The sequence below is a fragment of the Kitasatospora kazusensis genome, from assembly GCF_039529945.1.
In the GTDB taxonomy this organism is placed as follows: domain Bacteria; phylum Actinomycetota; class Actinomycetes; order Streptomycetales; family Streptomycetaceae; genus Kitasatospora; species Kitasatospora kazusensis.
The window spans coordinates 92798-111771 of the sequence record NZ_BAAANT010000018.1 but is presented as its reverse complement, the minus strand read 5'-3'; the positions used below and the strand labels follow the sequence as shown (position 1 = coordinate 111771).

General features: G+C 75.0%; 19 protein-coding genes. 8 read left to right on the top strand and 11 right to left on the bottom strand.

All coding sequences use genetic code 11. The features are described 5' to 3' along the window. Positions 1-518: 518 nt before the first annotated feature. Together ABD330_RS17515 and ABD330_RS17510 are read right to left on the bottom strand one after the other, a co-directional pair. Positions 519-1235 carry a G1 family glutamic endopeptidase gene (locus tag ABD330_RS17515; protein ID WP_344466002.1) on the bottom strand — a complete coding sequence of 239 codons (717 nt, stop codon included), beginning with the start codon at positions 1233-1235 and terminating at the stop codon, positions 519-521. Between the two features lie 143 nt (positions 1236-1378). After that, complete coding sequence (locus ABD330_RS17510; RefSeq protein ID WP_344466000.1) at positions 1379-2719, bottom strand: HEAT repeat domain-containing protein; 1341 nt, start codon at positions 2717-2719, stop codon at positions 1379-1381. Between the two features lie 170 nt (positions 2720-2889). On the opposite strand from ABD330_RS17510, the gene ABD330_RS17505 reads away from it, so the two are divergent. Both ABD330_RS17505 and ABD330_RS17500 read left to right on the top strand, forming a co-directional pair. Further along, on the top strand, positions 2890-3690 hold the full coding sequence (locus tag ABD330_RS17505; protein WP_344465998.1) for a maleylpyruvate isomerase family mycothiol-dependent enzyme: 801 nt from the start codon (positions 2890-2892) through the stop codon (positions 3688-3690). A 229-nt stretch (positions 3691-3919) separates the two neighbouring features. Then, a complete protein-coding gene (locus ABD330_RS17500) occupies positions 3920-4738 on the top strand; it encodes a putative protein N(5)-glutamine methyltransferase (protein WP_344465996.1) in 819 nt (272 codons plus the stop codon). Between the two features lie 132 nt (positions 4739-4870). Here ABD330_RS17500 and ABD330_RS17495 read toward each other — a convergent pair whose 3' ends face one another. The 4 genes from ABD330_RS17495 to ABD330_RS17480 all read right to left on the bottom strand — a co-directional run bounded on the left by ABD330_RS17495 (position 4871) and on the right by ABD330_RS17480 (position 7556). Next, positions 4871-5134, bottom strand: a complete 264-nt coding sequence (locus ABD330_RS17495) for a hypothetical protein (RefSeq protein ID WP_344465994.1) — start codon at positions 5132-5134, stop codon at positions 4871-4873. Between the two features lie 154 nt (positions 5135-5288). Continuing rightward, entirely contained in the window at positions 5289-6302 is a 1014-nt protein-coding gene (locus tag ABD330_RS17490) for a S8/S53 family peptidase (protein ID WP_344465992.1), read from the bottom strand. 9 nt (positions 6303-6311) lie between these two features. Beyond that, positions 6312-7268, bottom strand: a complete 957-nt coding sequence (locus ABD330_RS17485; RefSeq protein ID WP_344465990.1) for a cyanobactin maturation protease PatG family protein — start codon at positions 7266-7268, stop codon at positions 6312-6314. Between the two features lie 24 nt (positions 7269-7292). Then, positions 7293-7556 (bottom strand): hypothetical protein, encoded by a 264-nt coding sequence (locus ABD330_RS17480; protein ID WP_344465988.1) that lies wholly within the window; start codon positions 7554-7556, stop codon positions 7293-7295. Positions 7557-8044: 488 nt separating this feature from the next. On the opposite strand from ABD330_RS17480, the gene ABD330_RS17475 reads away from it, so the two are divergent. Then, complete coding sequence (locus tag ABD330_RS17475) at positions 8045-8446, top strand: hypothetical protein (RefSeq protein ID WP_344465986.1); 402 nt, start codon at positions 8045-8047, stop codon at positions 8444-8446. A 26-nt stretch (positions 8447-8472) separates the two neighbouring features. Here the strand turns inward: ABD330_RS17475 and ABD330_RS17470 are convergent, their stop codons facing one another. Next, complete coding sequence (locus tag ABD330_RS17470; protein WP_425555562.1) at positions 8473-9654, bottom strand: methyltransferase; 1182 nt, start codon at positions 9652-9654, stop codon at positions 8473-8475. Between the two features lie 173 nt (positions 9655-9827). Here ABD330_RS17470 and ABD330_RS17465 point away from each other — a divergent pair, with 173 nt between their 5' ends. After that, positions 9828-11459 (top strand): FAD-binding oxidoreductase, encoded by a 1632-nt coding sequence (locus tag ABD330_RS17465; RefSeq protein WP_344465982.1) that lies wholly within the window; start codon positions 9828-9830, stop codon positions 11457-11459. Positions 11460-11499: 40 nt separating this feature from the next. Here ABD330_RS17465 and ABD330_RS17460 read toward each other — a convergent pair whose 3' ends face one another. Next, positions 11500-12771, bottom strand: coding sequence for an APC family permease (locus tag ABD330_RS17460; protein WP_344465980.1), 1272 nt, complete (start codon positions 12769-12771; stop codon positions 11500-11502). Positions 12772-12972: 201 nt separating this feature from the next. Between ABD330_RS17460 and ABD330_RS17455 the strand changes: the two genes are divergently transcribed. Then, entirely contained in the window at positions 12973-13488 is a 516-nt protein-coding gene (locus ABD330_RS17455) for a GNAT family N-acetyltransferase (protein WP_344465978.1), read from the top strand. Between the two features lie 39 nt (positions 13489-13527). On the opposite strand, the gene ABD330_RS17450 is transcribed toward ABD330_RS17455, so the two are convergent. Further along, entirely contained in the window at positions 13528-14118 is a 591-nt protein-coding gene (locus ABD330_RS17450; RefSeq protein ID WP_344465976.1) for a chloramphenicol phosphotransferase CPT family protein, read from the bottom strand. A 107-nt stretch (positions 14119-14225) separates the two neighbouring features. Between ABD330_RS17450 and ABD330_RS17445 the strand changes: the two genes are divergently transcribed. Further along, positions 14226-15074: an arylamine N-acetyltransferase family protein gene (locus ABD330_RS17445; RefSeq protein ID WP_344465974.1), complete on the top strand. Its 849-nt coding sequence runs from the start codon at positions 14226-14228 to the stop codon at positions 15072-15074. 90 nt (positions 15075-15164) lie between these two features. Here the strand turns inward: ABD330_RS17445 and ABD330_RS17440 are convergent, their stop codons facing one another. Beyond that, the gene (locus ABD330_RS17440) at positions 15165-15875 is read right to left on the bottom strand and encodes a DUF1275 family protein (protein WP_344465972.1); all 711 of its coding nucleotides are present in this window, start codon (positions 15873-15875) and stop codon (positions 15165-15167) included. A 167-nt stretch (positions 15876-16042) separates the two neighbouring features. Here ABD330_RS17440 and ABD330_RS17435 point away from each other — a divergent pair, with 167 nt between their 5' ends. Both ABD330_RS17435 and ABD330_RS17430 read left to right on the top strand, forming a co-directional pair. Next, entirely contained in the window at positions 16043-16900 is an 858-nt protein-coding gene (locus ABD330_RS17435; protein WP_344465970.1) for a polysaccharide deacetylase family protein, read from the top strand. 41 nt (positions 16901-16941) lie between these two features. Next, complete coding sequence (locus tag ABD330_RS17430) at positions 16942-17952, top strand: ketopantoate reductase family protein (RefSeq protein WP_344465968.1); 1011 nt, start codon at positions 16942-16944, stop codon at positions 17950-17952. A 57-nt stretch (positions 17953-18009) separates the two neighbouring features. Here ABD330_RS17430 and ABD330_RS17425 read toward each other — a convergent pair whose 3' ends face one another. After that, positions 18010-18828, bottom strand: coding sequence for an SDR family NAD(P)-dependent oxidoreductase (locus tag ABD330_RS17425; protein WP_344465966.1), 819 nt, complete (start codon positions 18826-18828; stop codon positions 18010-18012). Positions 18829-18974 lie beyond the last annotated feature (146 nt).

Genomic DNA, 18974 nt, shown 5'->3' with positions numbered 1-18974 from the left:
CGGCGTGATTGCATGAAGGATTGACCAGAGCATGCCGCCTGAACGCACCCCTTCGGTTGGGCGACCGCCGCGTCCCGCCCGCTGGAGCACAGTGGAGGGGTCAGTTCTCCGGCGGTGGGGCAGCCACGAGGAGTGCGCGCTTCACATGGTCGTAGTGGATGATCTTCCGTCCGGATGCTGCCTGGTTCCACCATGCGTGACCAGGAAGCGCTCAGTCACAGACGTGCGGCCGGGCCGACACCACAAGGAGGGCTCACGCTCAGGAAAGGAGCCCCTCCGCTGGGCCCTGACACGGCGGCGGGAACCGGGCCGCTCCGTCCGCCTCGGATTCACCCGGGATCCGGCGGCCACCGGCTGCACCGTCGCCCGACACACCGACGCGCAGCCCGCCGACCGGGTCGGCGGGCTGCGCGTGCGGGACCGACGGCTCACGCGAACGGCGTGGCGTCGGCGGCGTGGATCTCAGCCGTGGGTGCTTGCGGGCGCCGGGCGGGTGCACACCCCGGCGCCGGGTGCGGCTACTCCTGCAGGAAGGTGTCGCTGAAGCTGGTGCCGCCGGAGCCGAGCGCACTGGTACGGGCCTCGTAGGCGCCGTTCGACGGGTCGAGCGCGACCGGGTTGAAGGAGCCGAGGGACTTCCCGTTGACGGTGGCCGAACTGAACTTCAGGGTACCGAAGTTGGGGTAGGCCCCGGTCGGCGACTCGATGATGACCTCGGCGCTGGCGCGGCTCGCGGAGAGGGTCTTGGAGGTGGTGTAGGTCCAGCCTCGCGAGGAGTCGGTCAGCTTCAGGGTGTACTTGTTGCTCCCGGCGTAGGTCACCGAGGCGGAGATGGTGTCGCCGGCCGACACCGGGTACGAACTGAGGCTCAGGTAGACCGGGTTCGCCGGGTACATCTCGTACCAGGCCTGGTTCACGGGGCTGCCGCTGGAGCAGTCGGTCGCGACCCCGGTCTGCTCCACGCTGGACGAGCCGTACCCGTCGATGCCGACCCAGGGGGCGTACAGGTCGTTGCTGGAGTTGCAGGTCGCCCTCGGCTCGGTCCAGGACGCCGAGACGGAGGTGAAGCCGCTGCCCGTGGCGGCGTAACCACCCCAGTTGTAGCCGTTGGTGTTGTACTGCAGGGGGCGGAACGCCAGTCCCTGTGCGGCCGACGCGGTGGCCGGCACGGCGGGGACGGCGAGGGCGGTCGCCGCCGCTGCGAGGGTGACGACGCGTATCAGGAATCTGCGCATGGTGGCTCCTATGTGGGGGACGATCAGGAAACACACGCGCCAGTCCGAGCCGTGTGGGCGGCTGCGAAGGGTGGCAGTACAGGATTACTGACTGCCATGGGCATGGCAAGACCTGCGACAGCATTGACGATGCGTGAATTGGCCTACCGGGCAGCAGGATTGACAGCGGGGGCCGCGAGGATCGCGCGACGTGCGGCGAGGGCGGCGGCCAGCAGGAGTTCGTCCAGTCGCATCTCGGCGTCGCGGGTGGAGTCGTTCGCCGGGATCCGGGTGCGCCGGTCGATCAGCGCGGCCACGGCCGGCAGTGCGGGGAGGGCCTGACGGCCCATCCGTGCGAGGCAGGCGAGGTAGTGCTCGCCGATCGTGTAGTCACCCAGGTGCGGGACGAGGAGGGCGAGCAGCCGGGGCAGCGCGGCAGGGCCCGCGTGGCGGAGCCAGAGCGGGACGCACCGGGCCTGCGTCGCACCCGGCCGCAGGAAGGTGAGGTTGTACAGCTGCGCCGCCTGTCGGAAGGTCAGCGGACCCGCGTCCAGCAGGGCGCCGAAGATCTCGGGAGCGCGGCCGAGGCGGCCGATACCCACCGGTCTGGCCGCGAGAACCCCTGCGGCGGACAGGCTGTCGTACGCCGGTGGCACGGCGGGGCAGGACGGACGACGGGGCTTCGGATACGGCCGGAACGGGACGGTGGCCGTCAGGGCGCCGTGCCTGCGCATCGCCGCCTCGGAGATCGAGGCCGTCGTGAGGGCCCTCGCCAGGGCCGGGCCGGGCTCCGGCCCGCAGTGCCGGACGAGCAGCGGTAGCAGCTCGACCGGTGCCGCCCGCCACTGGTGGCACGCCTCGCGGGCCAGGTCGGCGCCGGTCTCCCGGGTCGCGGGGTCGGCGAGCAGACCGGCCGTCACGGCGTACGTGTCCTGCTCACGCCCCAGCCCGCACAGCGTCCGTCCCCAGGCCTGTCCGAGGCGCTCCCAGTGGAGCGCGGCCTCCCGGGCGTCCGCGTGCAGCGCCGCGTCCAGGGCCGGCCACTGTGCGGGAGGGGCCGCCCGCAGGGTCTCCAGATGCGCGCGGAAGCGGATGGCGGCCAGCGGGTCGGCCCGCAGGTGGGCCAGACCGGTGCCGAGCGCCTCGGCGAGGGCCGAGCGCACGACGGGGTCGGTGAGTTCGGCGAGGGCTGCGAGGGCGAGGTCGCGGCGTCCGGCCGCCACGACGAGTCGCGCGGCCCGGCGGCGGACCTCCGCGTCGCGGTCGGTGAGCCGGGCCAGTGCGGCGTCCGCGGCCTCGGGCCAGGGCCCGCCGAAGCCGAGGCTCCACAGCAGGTCAAGCACCTCGCGCCGGACGAGCGGGTCCTCGTCCCTGCTGAGCCGCAGCAGCCGGGTGGCGACCGGTCCGGTGCGCTCGGCGCGTACCGCGTCGAAGATCGCGGTGCGGGAGGGATGGCCGGGTGTGGAGGCGGCGCCGGTGGCGAGGGCCTGGTCCAGCCACTTCACCGGGCGGGGCAGGGGCTGCCGTTCCGGACAGGGGATTCGATCACGCGGCCGATCCTGTCACGCGCGGCGCCGGGGCGGCCACGGTTTTCCGGCGCCCGCGAGGACACCGCCATCCGGATCACCGGCCTGAGCCGACGTCAGCCGGCGGCGTCAGCTGGCAGAGTCGGCCCATGGACTACATTTCCGATTTCAGCCGTGAGGTCCGGGCGTTCGAGGCCGCGGCCCGCAGTGCGGTGGGCGCCGGCGAGGCTCCGTTGGTGCCGTCCTGTCCCGGCTGGTCCGTGTCCGACCTGGTGATGCACCTGGGCTCGGTGCACCGGTACGTGGCGGGCGTGATCAGGGAGCGGCTCACCGAGCTGCCGGACAGCACCGACCTCTCCTTCCTCGCCTTCCCGGCCGACCCGGTGGGCTGGCCACGGCCGGAGGAGGCGCCCAACCGCGGCCCGGTGCCGGCGGATCTGGTCGACTGGTTCGCGGAGGGCGCCGCCGCGCTGGAGGAGCTGTTCCGCAGCACCGACCCGGCCGTGCCGGTATGGACCTGGGCGCCGGAGCAGAGCACCGGGTTCTGGCGGCGGATGCAGAGCATCGAGGCGGCCGTGCACCGCTGGGACGCCGAGAACGCGGTCGGCACCGCCCGGCCGGTCGCGGCGGGGCTCGCCACGGACGCCGTCGGCCAGATGTTCGAGGTGATGGCCCCGGGCCGGCGGGCCCGGCAGCAGGCGCTGCCGGGCTCGGGCGAGCGGTTCGGCTTCCGGCGGAGCGACGGCCCGGGCCGCTGGACGGTGCTCTTCGAGGGCGACGAGGTGCGGCTCGACGGCAGCGGCGGAGCCGGCCCCTGCGACGTCGAGCTGACCGGGACGGCCTCGGACCTGATGCTGTTCCTCTGGGGGCGGCTCCCCGCCGACCGGCTCACCGTCAGCGGCGAGCAGGAGGTGCTCGACCGGTACTTCAGCCTCGTCCCGCCGGTCTGACCCGCGTACGGGCCGTGCCCCGCACGGCCACCGCTCCCCCGGCAGGGGCCGGTGAACACTGTGGGGCGCGGCCCGGATCGGGTACAGTGAGGCCGTCTTCGACAGTGACCGACCGAGGAGGTGGGACCCATTACCGCTGTATCAGGCTGGGTGCTCTCATCTCACGAATCCGCGGTCCGCCAGGCATAGCCGGCCGGGAGAGCGCCCTTCGGCATCCCGGAAGGCCCTCATGTCCGTCACCCCGTCAGTCCTCTCCGAGTCCGCCATCGTCACCAGGCTCCGCGCCGCCGGCTGTGTATTCGCCGAGGACGAGGCGCAGTTGCTCATCTCCGCCGCCCCCGACCCCGCCGGGCTCGACGCCATGGTCGAGCGTCGGGTCCTCGGCCTGCCGCTCGAACACGTCCTCGGCTGGGCCGAGTTCTGCGGTCTGCGGGTCGCCGTGGACCCGCAGGTGTTCGTCCCCAGGATCCGTACCGAGTTCCTCGTCGGGCAGGCGGCCGAACTCGCCCGCGCGCTGGGGCCCGGGCGGCGGTCACCGGCCGTCGTGGTCGATCTGTGCTGCGGCTCGGGCGCGTTGGGCGCGGCGCTGGCCGCGGCCGTCGGCCGGGTCGAACTGCACGCCGCCGACATCGACCCCGCCGCGGTGAGCTGTGCGCGCCGCAACATCGGCGCCGCCGGCGCGGTGTACGAGGGCGACCTCTACGAGCCGCTGCCCGCCGCACTCCGGGGCCGGGTCGACATCCTGCTCGCGAACGCGCCGTACGTCCCGACCGACGCGATCGGGCTGCTGCCGCCGGAGGCCCGGATCCACGAGGCCCGGGTGGCGCTCGACGGCGGGGCGGACGGGCTGGACATCCAGCGCCGGGTGGCGGCCGAGGCCACCCGGTGGCTGGCCCCCGGCGGCCACCTGCTGGTCGAGACGAGCGACCGGCAGGCGCCGCTGACCGTCGACGCCTTCACCCGGCACGGGCTGATCCCCCGGCTGGTGACCTGCGACGACCTGGACGCCACGGTGGTCATCGGCACCAGGCCGACCGCCGCCGGGTAGCTCGTCACGGCCGGGGGCCTCGCGGAACCCCCGGCCACCGCTCGGGCCACCGCCCGTCAGCTCGTCGGCCGGGGTGACAGCCGCCGGGGCCGGACCTGGTCTCCTCCCCGGCCGGCCGCGCGCGCCCTGGCCTCAGCGGGAACGGGGGGAGTAGGAGGAGCAGTCGCGATGGCACTTCGCGAGGCAGGTCTGGCACGTGTACGACCACCGGGCGCTGGGCGAGCCGTAGCAGGCGGGGCAGAGCTCCGGCATGGTGTCGCACTCCCAGTCGCACACGCCGGTTTCGTCGTCCTGGGGGACGACCAGCCGGCCGGGTGCCATGGTGCGGCGGGTCGACCGGTAGTGGCCGGCGGTGCGGTAGAGCGTCGCTTCGGCGGTGAAGTCCGGAATCCTCATCACAGCACTCCTCTTCCGGGAATCCGTCCATCTTCCAGCCTGCGCCGCCGCGGTCACGCGCGCACCTTCGCGAACTCGCGGGCGGCACAAGCGAGTCGTGGACGGATCAACAGCCCGCGCCCGCCTGTTCGGCGGTGTCCGCGCGAGGCGGCGGTCAACGCCGTGCCGGTCCGCCGCCGCCCGAACCGGCACGCCGGCCGGCACCCCGGACCGGCCACGGTCCGTACGCGGCCAGCAGCGTCCCGTACGCCGCGCGCGCGTCCAGCAGCGGCGGCACCACCGCGCGCCGGGCCCCGCCCGAGGTGCCCGCGACGGCCGCCCGGACCTCGCCCGCCGGGGCGCCGGGGAACTCCGACAGCAGCAGCGCGACCGTCCCGACGACGAACGGCACCGCGACGCTGGTCCCCGTCAGCGTCACCGGCCCGCCGCCGACGCCCAGGCCGGTCACCGCCTCGCCCGGCCCGCCGACGCCGCGCCCGCCGATCGAGCCGCCCAGGTTGGACAGGTCCATCAGCCGGCCCCGCCGGTCGTACGCCACCACCGGCAGCACCCACGGGTGCCGGGTGAGCGCGGAACTGCCCAGCCGGCCCTGGTTCCCGGCGGCCACCACCGTGATCACGCCCCGGTGCGCCGCGTAGTCCAACGCCGACTCCAGTTCGCGCCGACGCGCGCTGGAGGGCTGCTCCGGCGCGACACTCAGGTTCAGCACCCGGGCCCCGGCGTCCACGCACTCCACGATCGCGGCCGCCAGCTCCTCCACCCGCGCGGCGGACCGCCCGCACCCGGTGCGGCCCGGGGCCCGGTCCCGGCCCAGCCCCCACTCCGGGCCCCGGCGGCCCGGGAAGACCGGACGGACCAGCAGCGTGCAGCCCGGGCAGATCCCGGGTGCGGCCGACGACCGCGCCGCGCTCAACAGCCCCGCCACGAAGGTGCCGTGCCGACAGGGCGAGCATCCGGCCGGCACGCCGCACCCGTCGCCCCCCGCCGCCGGCCCGGCCGCCGACGACCCGCCGGCCGCGAGCACCCGCACCCGCTGACCGGCCAGCGCGGGGTGGTCGAGCGCCACCGGCTCGTCGACCAGCCCCACCACGACCTCCGGCCGGCCCGGCCCCCGCGCCATCAGCGCGCTGAGCCCGACCAGTTCGTGCGGTCCCGCCGTCCCGGTCATCGACGGCCGTCAGTGGTCGTAGTAGGGCGACAGCTTCTTCACCAGGAACGGGTGCCTCCCCTGGACGTCCACGCTCACCATCTGCTTCTCCGTGACGTCGGTCTGCCGGTCGGTGTAGGAGAACACCACGTCGACGATCGTGCGGGCGCCGCCCAGGGGGGATTCACGGAAGTCGACCGCACTCAACGCACAGCCGGCCGCGAACAGTTCCACGGTCTTGTGGTAGATCCGCGGGTACCTGGCCAGCAGGTAGTTGGCCGCCCGGTGCTCGTCCGTGTCGCCCGCGTTGTCGCCCAACTGCATGAGCCTGCTCATCAGTTCGGCCGCGGCTGGCTCGAACCGGTCCGCCGGCAGCTGCTCGGGCCGCGGCATCGCCCGGACGAACTCCTCGCGGTCGAACGAGAAGATCTGCTCGAAGTCGACGACCGGCAGCGTCAGACCGTTGCAGAGCGTCGGCGGCGCCAGCGGCCCGCGCGTCCCGATCACCACGTCCAGGTCGCCGGGTTGCGGCTCCGGCCGCACGGCCTCGACCAGCAGCGCCAGGTCGAACGGGTCGGCCGGCCGCAGGATGTACGTCTCGATCCCCTGGACGCTCAGCACGTAGCAGAGGCTGCGCGCCAGGTACCGGTACTCCGGCTGCGCGAGGACGGCGTGGACGGCCTGCCGGTCGGTCAGGTTCACCTTCTCGCCCCGGCCCACGCTCTGGGCGATCTCCTTCTCGATCTCCAGGCTCGGGATGTGGAAGTCGACCTGGCCGATCGCGTAGACGTGCGACGGGCTCACGGGCGTGGCCCGGCCGCCACCGGTCGCAGCGCCTGCGGCCGGGGCGGCCCCGCCACCGCCGCAGCCGCACGCCGGCGTCACGCCCAGGGCGGCGGCCGGCTCCACTTCGACGGCGGCCGGCTCCGGCCGGTCGGACGGCTGCGGCGGCCGGTCGTCGCCGAGGTCCGGAAACTCCTGCTCCATCACAGACTCCTCGATCGAACGTGGTCAGTGCCGACGGCCCGTCCCCCCGGACAGCACCACCCGGCGGTTGAGCATGGCGGCACGGCGCTCACAACCGCCGCAGGGCCTCCTGAAACCCATCGTGTAGGTCACCCGCTTGAGGGCGTCGCCGAGGCCGACGTCCTCGTCCCCGACGAACCCGGGCAGCCGGATCCGGCGCGGCCGGACCGGACCGTCCGGGACAGGGACGGGTCCTGCGGCGGGTCCGGGTTCGGGTTCGCGGCCGTCCCGTGGCTCAGCGCTGGTCATCTCAGGTCGTCTCCCTCCGCCCTCGCACGGCACTCCCGCGGCGACCGGTGATCGCGTCGGGCGACCGGCCGCGGCGGGCAGGCGGGAGGGGTGGAGTGGCGGCGCCCGGCGGTGGACAGCCGCCGTGCGCTCGGGGTTCTGTCGAGGTGCGGGATCCGCTCCGTAGGAGGAGCCGCGGCAGGCCCGCCGACGGGCAGACCGCAGTGATCCGGTCACCTCCCAGCCTGCGCCGCACGGGCCGGGCCCGCATCTTCGCGAACTCCCTTGCCGGAAGGGCTTTCCCCCGCACGGAAGGGTGAGCGGCCGGACCGGAACGGCGGCCCGTGCGTCGGCGGCCCAGGTGGCGGCGCACCGGAACCGAACCGACACTGGGCGTAGCCGCCCGGTCACCGTCGGGCGGCTCGGGCCGTTCCGCGCAGACCGGGCCGGTCCGCGCCTTCCGCCCTCGCAGACAGCGGGACTCGCAGACAGCAGGAAAGGGACCGACCATGCCGCACACCTCCCCCACCCCCGCCATCGGCCTCGCGCACGAACTCGACGTCGCCTGGATCGTCGCTCTCTGGCTCGCGATCCACGGCGGCGATCCGAATCCGATCGAGGGCGAGGTCCAGCTCGGCGAGACCGCGGCGCTGAGCGCGGCGGCCCTGTCCGGGGCCCTCTCGGACACCTTGGGCAAGGGGCGGCAGGCGCTGACCTACGAGCAACTGCAGGAGCGGCTCAAGGTGTTGGGCGTCGAGCTGAGCCGTGGCGCGGCTCCGGAGCAGGCGGCGACCGAGGAGTCGTCGTTCGCCAGGATCCCGCGGCGTCCGTACTGCTTCCGGTGGAACGGCACGACGATCTGCGTCAACCTGCCCCGGGTCGGCTCCCCCGGCTCCCCCGGCGGGGAGTAACCGGGGAGTGGCCGGGGAGCCGCCGGTCAGTTCTTGACGGCCCGCAGGATGACGAACTTCGGGTCGCTGGCGACCACTTCGCAGTTGCCGAAGAGGCGGCGCAGCTTCACGTGGTAGCCGAGATGCCGGTTGCCGATGACCCAGAGCTCCCCGCCGGGGCGCAGCGCGTCGCAGGACCCGGCGAACATCCGCCAGGCGGTCGCGTCGGTGGTGGCCTGATGGGTGTGGAACGGCGGGTTGTTGAGCACCAGGTCGACCGACCCGGCGGGCACGTCGGCCAGGCCGTCGCCCACGATGAACCGCGCCAGGGCGCTGCTGCGGGCGTTCGCCCGGAAGGTGGCCTCCGCCGAGGCCACCGCCTGGTGGGACTCGTCGACGAACAGCACCTCGGCCTCGGGGTTGCCCACGGCCACGGCCGTGCCGAGCACGCCGTTCCCGCAGCCCAGGTCCACGATCCGCTCGGGTCCCCGGCTGTGCGGGAGGTTGCGCAGCAGGAACCTGGTGCCGATGTCGAGCCGTTCGGCGCAGAAGATCCCGGCGTGGTTGGCGACCGTCAGGCCGGTGCCCGCGCCGCTGCCGCTGGGCAGTTCGTAGCTGCGCGGCCACGGGCTGCCCGGCCGGGCGAGCGCCGGGTCCGGGGTGCAGAGGATGAGCCGGGCCTTCTTCGCCGCCAGCGAGGTCCGGGTCGGTCCGAGGATGCGCTCGAACAGCTTGAGCGTGGAGGTGTGGATCTCGGTGACCATGCCGGTGCCGACGACGACGGTGCCCGCGTGCACGTGCGGCGCGAGCCGGTGCAGCTGGTCCTCCAGCAGCGCGAGGCTCTTGGGCACCCGGACGAGCAGCACGTCGATCCGCTCCGGCGGGGTGTCCCGGGTGGAGAGCAGGCGGACGGCGTCCGGGCCGGCGCCGCTGCGCCGCAGGTTGGCGCGGGTCGCCTGCTGGCCCAGGTAGGAGTCGGTGATCTGCACCAGCGGGTGGTCGCTCGCGGAGCGGCGGCTCGCCAGCACGGTGGCCAGGGCGCCCCAGCGGTCGCCGACCACGGCGACGGTGCCGGACAGGTCGACCGGCTCGGCGGGGTCGGCGGGGTCGCCGGCGGTGCCCGCGAGGTGGCGCAGCAGGTACTCGTCGGCGGCGTCCCAGGCGCGGAGCAGGTCGCGGGGGTCCTCAGGGAAGCGGGTGAGCGCGAACTCGCCCCATGACGTCGTCAAACTGTTCATCGTGCCCTCAGGCTAGCCGAGTCCGGCGCCCGGACCGGACCCGTGCGGGCCGGGAGGTGCGCTGTGCGGCGGAAGTCGCCCCCGGGGCCGCCGGGTTGCCGGGCGCGCGGGATTCTTCCGGTGACCGGTGGCGCACCGGTCACGAGTGCGAGGAGACTGCCCGGATGGCCGAGACGAGCATTTCCCGACGTACCGTGCTGCGCGCGGCCGCTCTGGCGGCGGTCACGGCGGGAGCCGCCGCCTGCTCCGACGGCCGGGGGACGGCGCAGCCGCCCGCCACGGCGACGCCGCCGGCCGCCTCCGGCGGGTCGGCCTCCCCCGCCTCCCCCGCCTCTCCCGGCAGGTCCGCCGTACCTTCCGGCCCTGCCGGGCCGGGCGACTGGGCGGCCCTCGCGAAGGATCTCGACGGGCTGCTGATCCGGCCGGGCGACAGCCGCTACGACTCCGCGCGCCAGCTGTTCCAGCCGCGCTTCGACTCGCTCCGGCCGAGCGCGGTGGCCTACGTCGGGGGCGCCGCCGACGTCGCCACCTGCCTGGCCTTCGCGCAGCGGTACGGCGTGCCGGTGACCTCCCGCAGCGGCGGGCACAGCTACGCGGGCTGGTCCTCGGGCGGCGGGCTGGTGCTGGACGTGGGCCGGCTCGCCTCCGTGACGGCGGACTCCGGCGGGGCCGTGGTGGGCGCGGGCGCGCGGCTCGTCGACGTGTACGCGGGGCTGGCCGGACGGGGCGTCACCATACCGGCCGGCAGCTGCCCGACCGTGGGGGTGACCGGGCTCACCCTCGGCGGCGGCATCGGCGTCACCGGGCGGGCGTACGGGCTGACCTGCGACAACCTCACCGGGGCGGAGGTCGTCACGGCCGACGGGAGGATCCGCCGGGTCGGCTCCGACAGCGACGGCGATCTGTTCTGGGCGCTGCGCGGCGGTGGCGGCGGCAACTTCGGCGTCGTCACCTCGTTGTCCTTCCGGACCCACCCGGCCGCCGACTGCTCGTACGCCTTCCTGTCCTGGCCGTGGTCCCGCGCGGCCGAGGTGGTGCGGGCCTGGCAGGCCTGGGCGCCGGGCGCGCCGGACGGCATGTGGGCCGACCTGCACCTGCTGGCCTGGGCGGACGGCCGGCTCCAGCTCGGCAGCACCGTCGTCTACCTCGGCGCGCAGGGCGAGCTCGGCAACCTGGTCGACGGGCTGGGCGCCGCCCCGGCCTCGACCTCGCTGCACTCCGCCTCCTACCTGGCGACGATGCAGGTGATGGGCGGGGTCCAGGGCTGGTCGCAGTCGGCGGCCCACCTGCCGGGCACCCTGCCGGGCCGGACCCCGGACGGCCGGGTGACCCGCGAGTCGTACGGCGCGCGCTCCGACGTCTTCAACCGTCCGCTGACCGACGCCGGGGCGGCGGCCCTGGTCGCGGCGGTGGAGCGCTACCCGCACACGGGTCCGCAGGGCGGTAGCGCGGGGGTGGCCTTCGACGCCCTCGGCGGGGCGGTCAACCGGGTCGGGGCGGCGGACACCGCCTTCGTCCACCGCAACGGCCTGTTCACCGCGCAGTACACCGCCAACTACCCCTCCGGCGTCGTCGGCGGCACGGGCGCCGACCGTTCCTGGTCGTGGCTGGACTCGGTCTGGGGGGCGATGCGCCCCTGGGCGAGCGGGGAGGCCTACCAGAACTACGCCGACCCGACGCTGGCCGGCTGGGAGCAGGCCTACTACGGCGCGAACGCGGCGCGGCTCCGGGCGGTGAAACGGACGTACGACCCCACGGGCCTCTTCCGCTTCCCGCAGGGCATCCCGCTGAGCTGACCCCGCCCGGCGGGCCGCGCGCCCTACCCGCGAGGGTGCCCTACCCGCGAGCGCGCCGGGCCCGGCGCAAGCCGTACGTCGCGGCGCCGGCGCCGAGGACGGCCGCGCCGGAGAGCACCGAGGCGAGGGGCAGGGCGAAGGCCAGGGCCAGGCAGCCGGCCAGCCCGGCCAGCGGCACCACCCGGGGCGGGCGGCGCTCGGCGCGGGTGAGGGTGAGGGCGGCGGCGTTGGCCACCGCGTAGTAGGCGAGGACGCCGAAGGAGGAGAAGCCGATCGCCCCGCGCAGGTCGGTGGTGGCGGCGAGCACGGCGACGACGGCGCCGACGGCGAGCTCGGCGCGGTGCGGGACGTGGAAGCGGGGGTGGACGGCCGCGAGGGCGGGCGGCAGGTGGCGGTCGCGGGCCATCGCCAGGGTGGTCCGCGAGACCCCGAGGATCAGTGCCAGCAGCGAGCCGAGCGCGGCCGCCGCCGCACCGGCCCGGACGAGCGGCGCGAGCGCGGGGGCACCGGCCGCCCGGACGGCCTCCACCAGCGGCGCCGGGGAGTGCGCGAGGCGGTCCGGACCGAGCACGGCCAGCACGGCGACGGCGACCGCCGCGTACACGGCCAGCGCGATGGCCAGCGCGAGCGGGACGGCTCTGGGGATGGTGCGCTCGGGGTCGCGGACCTCCTCGCCGAGGGTGGCGATCCGGGCGTATCCGGCGAAGGCGAAGAACAGCAGCCCGGCGGCCTGCAGGACCCCGCCCGCCGTGATGTCGGCGCCGATGCCGAGCCGGGCGGCCTCGGCGGTGCCGCCGGTCAGGCAGGCGGTGACCACGGCCGCCAGGACGGCGAGCACGCCCGCCACGATCGACCTGGTCAGCCAGGCGGCCTTCTGCACGCCCGCGTAGTTCACCGCCGTCAGCGCCACCACGGCGGCGACCGCGACCGGCCGGGCGTGCGCCGGCCAGACGTAGCCGCCGACGGTGAGCGCCATCGCCGCGCAGGAGGCGATCTTCCCGACCACGAAGCCCCAGCCGGCCAGGTAGCCCCAGAACTCGCCGAGCCGCTCGCGACCGTAGACGTACGTGCCGCCGGAGGCCGGGTACCGGGCGGCCAGCCGGGCCGAGGAGGTCGCGTTGCAGTACGCCACCAGCGCGGCCAGCCCGAGCCCGGGCAGCAGGCCGGAGCCGGCCGTGGCGGCGGCGGGTGCGAGGGCCGCGAAGATCCCCGCCCCGACCATCGCGCCCAGGCCGATCACCACGGCGTCGAAGACGCCCAGCCGCCGCCGGAGTCCGGGGGTGTCCGCAGGCGGCGCGGCCGAACCGGTCAACTCGATCACTCCTCAGCAGTCACTGCCCGATGCCGGGCGCACCCTACCCGGGCGAGGTGTCGGCCCGGCGTCCCGGCGGTCGGCCGGCCTGACCCGGGCACGGTCGGCAGCGGCGGTAGCGGCAGCGGGCTCCGGATGCCCGGCGGAGACCCACCGTGCCCGTCCCACCCCCGTGCCCGGCCCGCTGGTACCGTCCGGATCATGCAGACGACGCTCTACGGCGCCACTGTCGCGCTGCGCCCGGCGACCGCCGCCGACATCCCGGCCCTGGCGGCGATCCGGGCCACGCCCGAGGTCTACGCCCGCTGGCGCGGCGACCCCGACCTGGCGGCGGAGGTGGCCGAGGACATCGCCGACCACGAGGCGCCGACGCTGGCGGTCGAGTACGACGGGCGGGTGGTCGGCGCGATCCAGTGGCACGCCGAGACCACGCCGGACTACCGGCACGCGGGTATGGACGTCTACCTCGATCCGGCGGTGCACGGTCGCGGCCTGGGCACCGACGCCGTCCGCACCCTCGCCCGCCATCTGATCACCGCATACGGGTTCCACCGGCTGGTGATCGATCCCGCCGCCGACAACACCGCCGCGATCCGCTGCTACACCAAGGTCGGCTTCCGGCCGGTCGGCGTCATGCGGCAGTACGAGCGCGGGTCGGACGGCAGTTGGCACGACGGACTGCTGATGGACCTGCTGGCCGATGAACTGACGGACTGACGAACCGAAAGGCCGACCGGCCGACCGGCCGACTGGCCGTCAGCTCGCCGGGAGGGTCAGCGCGCGGAGCCGTTCGAAGGCGGTCGGGGCCGTCCGGTCCCGCCGGGCGAGGAAGTCCCTGACCTGCCGGGCGCAGTCCTCGGTGCCGGCGGCGCCGGTGTCGCACTCGACGTCGTAGACGCCGTGCGCGTGCACGAGGTCGAACTGGAGCTCGGCCGTGCCGGGTTGGCGGTCGCCCCGGGCGAGTTCGCGGCGCCGCAGCTCGTCGAGCGGGCAGCGCACGCCGACCAGCACCACGTCGTACCCGGCCAGGACGTCCAGGCAGTCGAGCAGCCGCCACGGTTCGCTGAACACGTGGTCGACCACGACGTTGTTCCCGGCGGCCGCCATCCCGGCGATCGCCCGGTGGAAGCCCCGTCGCATCCGGGTGAGCGCGGCGGCCAAATCGTCCGGCGTGGGCAGCAGTTCGGCCCGCCGGGCGCCCATCGCGTTGAACGCGTCCACGGACAGGTGGAAGTACGGCGAGTCGAGCGTGCGCAGCAGTTCGACGGCCAGACTCGACTTGCCCGAACTCGACGTGCCGTTCAGGAAGATGATCCGCCCAGGCTCCGTGTCCCGGTGATCCGGCATGTCCCCACCCCCGTGTGCGATCTTGCTCGGAGCCTAGCGGGTCCCCCGGCACCGGGAGCCCCGGGGGCCACCGCCGCCGGGGGCGCGGCCACAACTACTCTGCTGCCATGGTGAACAGCAGGGTGGTCGGTCGGTATCTTCGACGGCTCGGCACAGCCGGCCCCGGTGCCCCCTCGGTGGCCGGGCTGCGTGCGCTGCACCGGGCGCACGTCGAACGGGTGCCGTACGAGACACTGGACATCCTGCTCGGACGCCCGACGACCGTCGACCCGCACGAGTCGGTGGAACGCGTCCTGAGCGGACGCGGCGGTTACTGCTTCCACCTCAACGGCGCGTTCGCGACCCTGCTGACGGCGCTCGGCTACCGGGTGCGCTGGCACCTCGGCGGCGTGCAGCCGGACCGGGCGGTGCCCGCCGCCGCCGACGGCGGGCACCTCGCGCTGACGGTGGAGTGCGAGGGCGGGACCTGGTTCGTCGACGTGGGCCTCGGCGAGTGCCTGTACGAACCGCTGCCGCTGCGCGAAGGCACCTACCGGCAGGGGCCGTTCACCTTCGGGCTGGAGCCCTCGGCGGTGGCGCCGGGCGGCTGGCGGTTCCACAACGATCCGGGGAACGGCTTCCCCGGTATGGACTTCCGGCTCGAACCGGCCGGGCCCGCGGACTTCGCGGAGCGGCACCACTGGCTCTCCACCGCGCCGGACTCCGGCTTCCGCCGCTTCCCGCAGGCCGCCCGGCGGCACGCCACCGGGCTGGACTCGCTGCGCGGCTGCGTCCTGCTCCGGATCGACGGCGACCACCGGACCTCCCGCGAACTCGCCACCTCCGCCGAGTGGTTCGGCGTCCTCTCGGAGGTTTTCGGGCTGGCCCTGCCCGAGGTGGGCGCAGCCGAGCGCGCGACGCTCTGGCGGCGGACCCGGGCGGCCCACCTGGCCTGGCTGGAGCAGGAGGCCCGGTAGGCGGACCGCCTCGGGGTTCCCGGTTGCGCACGCGGCACCGAGAGCGCGGTCATCCCGCCGCTCGCAGGGGCGGGCCCCGTCCCGCATCGCTCAGGACGGCGTGGCCGGCAGCGGCGGCAGCCCGCGCGAGGCGCGGTGGTACACCAGCGCCAGCACGGCGACGCAGCCGGCCACCGCGAGCAGGACCGCACCGAGGCCGTACGGCAGCGCGGCCGCGCCCAGCATGCCGCCGCCCAGCATGCCGAGGACGGTCGCCAGCCGCTGGATCCGCGTCAGGCCCCCTGCTGTGGCGGGCCGACGGAACGAGAGCAGGTCCCCGACCAGCTTGACCAGGGTGAGCTGCACCAGTGTGGTCGGCATCTCGGGGATCCGGGCCTCCAGCACGACCCGACTGCGCCAGCCCATGGCGAGCGCGACCACGCCGAAGACGATCGTGGCGTCGCCTCCGGGTGGGCTGCCCGACCCGCCGGTGGCGACGGCGTACCCGCCGGCCGTACCGAGCAGGGCGGACTCCAGCAGCAGGCCCGGCACCAACCAGCGCCACCCACGCCGCCGCAGCCGGCCGATCGTGACGTGAGCGGCTGCGGCGCCCAGGACGAAGCTCGTCAGCGCGAGCGCGGGCCGGGCCACGGGGAGCGCGGCGGATCCGGCGATGCCGAACGCGAGCAGCAGCAGGTTGCCGGTGGCCAGCGCGGCGAACACCCGGCCGAGGCCCAGGAAGCTGACCGCGTCGATCACCCCGCTCGTCACGGTCAGCACGGCCAGCACGGCGGTGATCCGGACCTCGCGGCTGGCAGTCATCGGCCTCCCATCGCCGCAGGCGGGCGGGGCCGGCCACCTCGCGCCCCGCTCGCCCAAGCCTGCCCCACCCCGGCGCCGACCCCCGGGTACAACACACCCTCGTGCCGGGGCCGGTCCGCTCCCGGTCGAATCGCCGGGGCACGGCGCAGTGTCTAGGCTGTCGCACGATGACTGTCGACCGACGCACCGTGCTGCGCTCCACGGCACGACTGGCTGCGCTCACCGCCACCGGGAGCCTGGTCGCCGCCTGCGGCGACTCCCCCGCCGGGACCGCCCACGGCCCGGCGTCCTTCGCCGCCCAGGTGCAGCCCGCGCACCTGAGCACGGCGGGACCGGCCGCGACCGGCCTGCCCGCCGCGCCGACCGGCACACCGGCCGCGCACCCCCCGGCCGGTGCCACCGACGCACCGCCGCTCGCCGTCAACACCCCGGACGAGGTGGTGAACGGGCCGCGCGAGCGCCGCGAGGTCGCCCTCACCTTCCACGGCCAGGGCGATCCCGTGCTGGCCACCGCGATACTCGCGGCCGCCGAGCAGCGCGGCGCGAGGCTGACGGTGCTGGCGGTCGGCAGCTGGCTCGACCAGCAGCCGCAGATGGCCCGGCGGATCCTGGACGGCGGCCACGAGCTGGGCAACCACACCCAGAACCATCTGGACATCTCGACGATGCCCGCCGACCAGGCGCACGACGAGATCGCGCAGTGCGCCGAGCGCCTGCAGAAGCTCACCGGCTCGATCGGCCGCTGGTTCCGGCCGTCCGCCGCCCAGTACGCCACCCCGATGGTGCGGGAGCAGGCGAAACTGGTCGGGTACCAGCACTGCCTGTCCTTCGACGTCGACCCGCGCGACTACACCGACCCGGGGGCGGACGTGGTGCAACGCCGCCTGCTCAAGGCCGTCAGCGGCGGCTCGGTGGTCGCCCTGCACATGGGCCACAAGGGCACGGCGGACGCGCTGCCCGGCATCCTCGACGGGCTGGCGAAGCTGGGGCTCAGCGCGGTGACCGCCAGTCAGCTCTGCGCGTAAGGGCCTGCCCGGACCGGCGGGCCGCGTGCCATGCTCGGGCCATGCGATACATCATCATCGGGGCCGGCGCGGTCGGCGGCACGATCGGCGGGCGGCTGTTCGAGAGCGGCCACGAGGTGGTCCTCGTCGCACGCGGAGCGCACCTGGCGGCCCTGCGCGCGGACGGCCTGCACTTCACCACCGCCGAGGGCACCCGGGTGCTCCCGATCCCGGCGGTGGACGGGCCGGGGGCGCTGGAGCTGCGCGCCGACGACGTCCTGGTCTTCGCGGTCAAGACCCAGCACACCGAGGCCCTGCTCACCGAGTGGGCGGCGCGGCCCGTCACCGGTGCGGACGGGGTGTCCCCCGGCACGGCGGGCGAGCTGCTGCCGGCGGTCTGCGCGCAGAACGGGGTGGAGGGCGAGCGGCTGGCGCTGCGGCGCTTCCGCCGGGTCTACGGCATGTGCGTCTGGCTGCCCTCGTCCAACCTGGAGCCCGGCCGGGTGAGCGCCCACGGCGCTCCGATGACCGGCATCCTGCACCTGGGGAGGTACCCCTCGGGGACGGACGACACCGTCCGGGTGATCTCCGCCGACCTGGAGAGGTCGGTGTTCCTGGCACCCGTCCAGCCCGACGTGATGGCCTGGAAGTACGGCAAGCTGCTGGGCAACGTCGGCAACGCGCTGGAGGCCGTCGGCGGCCCGGTCGTGGAGGGGTCGCGGGCGGAGCTCTACCGCCGCGTGGCGGCCGAGTACGTCGCGGCACTGGAGGCGGCGGGCATCGCGTACCCGAGCGCCGAGGAGCAGCAGGCGATGCGCGGCGGGCTCGTCGAGCTCCAACGGCTGGATGACGGCGCACGGCCCGGCGGCTCCTCCTGGCAGAGCCTCAGCCGGGGCACCGGCACGATCGAGGCCGACTACCTGAACGGCGAGGCCGTCCTGCTGGGCCGCCTGCACGGCGTACCGACACCGGTCAACGAGGCTCTCCAGCGCCTGGCGAACGAGTTCGCCCGGACGGGCCGGGCGGCGGGGAGCCTGACGGACGCGGAACTGGACGCACTGCTGGCCCTGTGAGCCGGGACCGGCCCGGGCCGGGCCGGCCCGGCCCGGCGAACGAGGTCCGCGGGCGCCTCAGGTCAGCGGGTCGTCGGGTCCGTACGGGCGGAGCCGGAGGGTGCGGGCGTCGGCTTCGCGGATGGCGTCGGCCTGGTCGACCAGGTGTTCCAGGTTGTCCCGGCCGACGTGGATGAAGCGGCCGTGCAGGCCGTCGAAGCGGCCGCGCGCGGCGTCCACGGTGACGGCGACCATGTACGGGATGCTGCCCCACTCCTTCATTCCGGCGAACATCGGCATCCCGGCCGTCATGTCGGTGGCGACCGCACCGGGGCTGACGTCCAGCACCACCACGTGGTGGGCGGCGAGCGAGTCGGCGATGTTGTCGGAGAGCTGGAGCAGTGCGCCCTTGGAGGTCGCGTACGCGGTGTAGTTCCCGTCGGGGCGGAAGGCGAAGCCGGAGTTCAGGTTGAGCACCCGGCCGCGCCGGCGCTCGACCATGCCCGGCAGGACGCTGCGCATCAGGTTGAACGGCCCGCGCAGGTTGGTCTCCACCACCTGCCACCACTGGACGGCGTCCACCTCCCAGAGCGGTACCTCCTCCGGGTCGACCCGGCCCGCGTTGTTGACCAGGAAGTCCACCGGCCCGAGGGCGCGCTCCACCGCCCGGACGGCCTCCCGGACCGCGCCCGGACGGGTCACGTCGGCCGTCACGGCCACGACCCGGGCGCCGTGCCGGGCGCAGAGCCGAAGGGTCTCGTCCAGGGTGTCGTGGGTCCGGCCCAGCAGGCCCAGCGCCATGCCCTCGGCGGCCAGGCCCACCGCGATCTCCCGGCCGATCCCCCGGCCCGCTCCGGTGACCAGCCCGACCTGTCCTGCCAGTGAACCCGTCGGCATCCGCACTCCCTCGCCGGTTGCTCCGCCTCGTCGGCTGCTCCGCATTGTCCGGGCCCGGGTGCGGGGCGCCCGGCGGCCGCACGGCACGGACGTGACACATCTCATCCGGTCGGCCTATCCCCGGTCCGGGTGAACCAGCGTTCCCC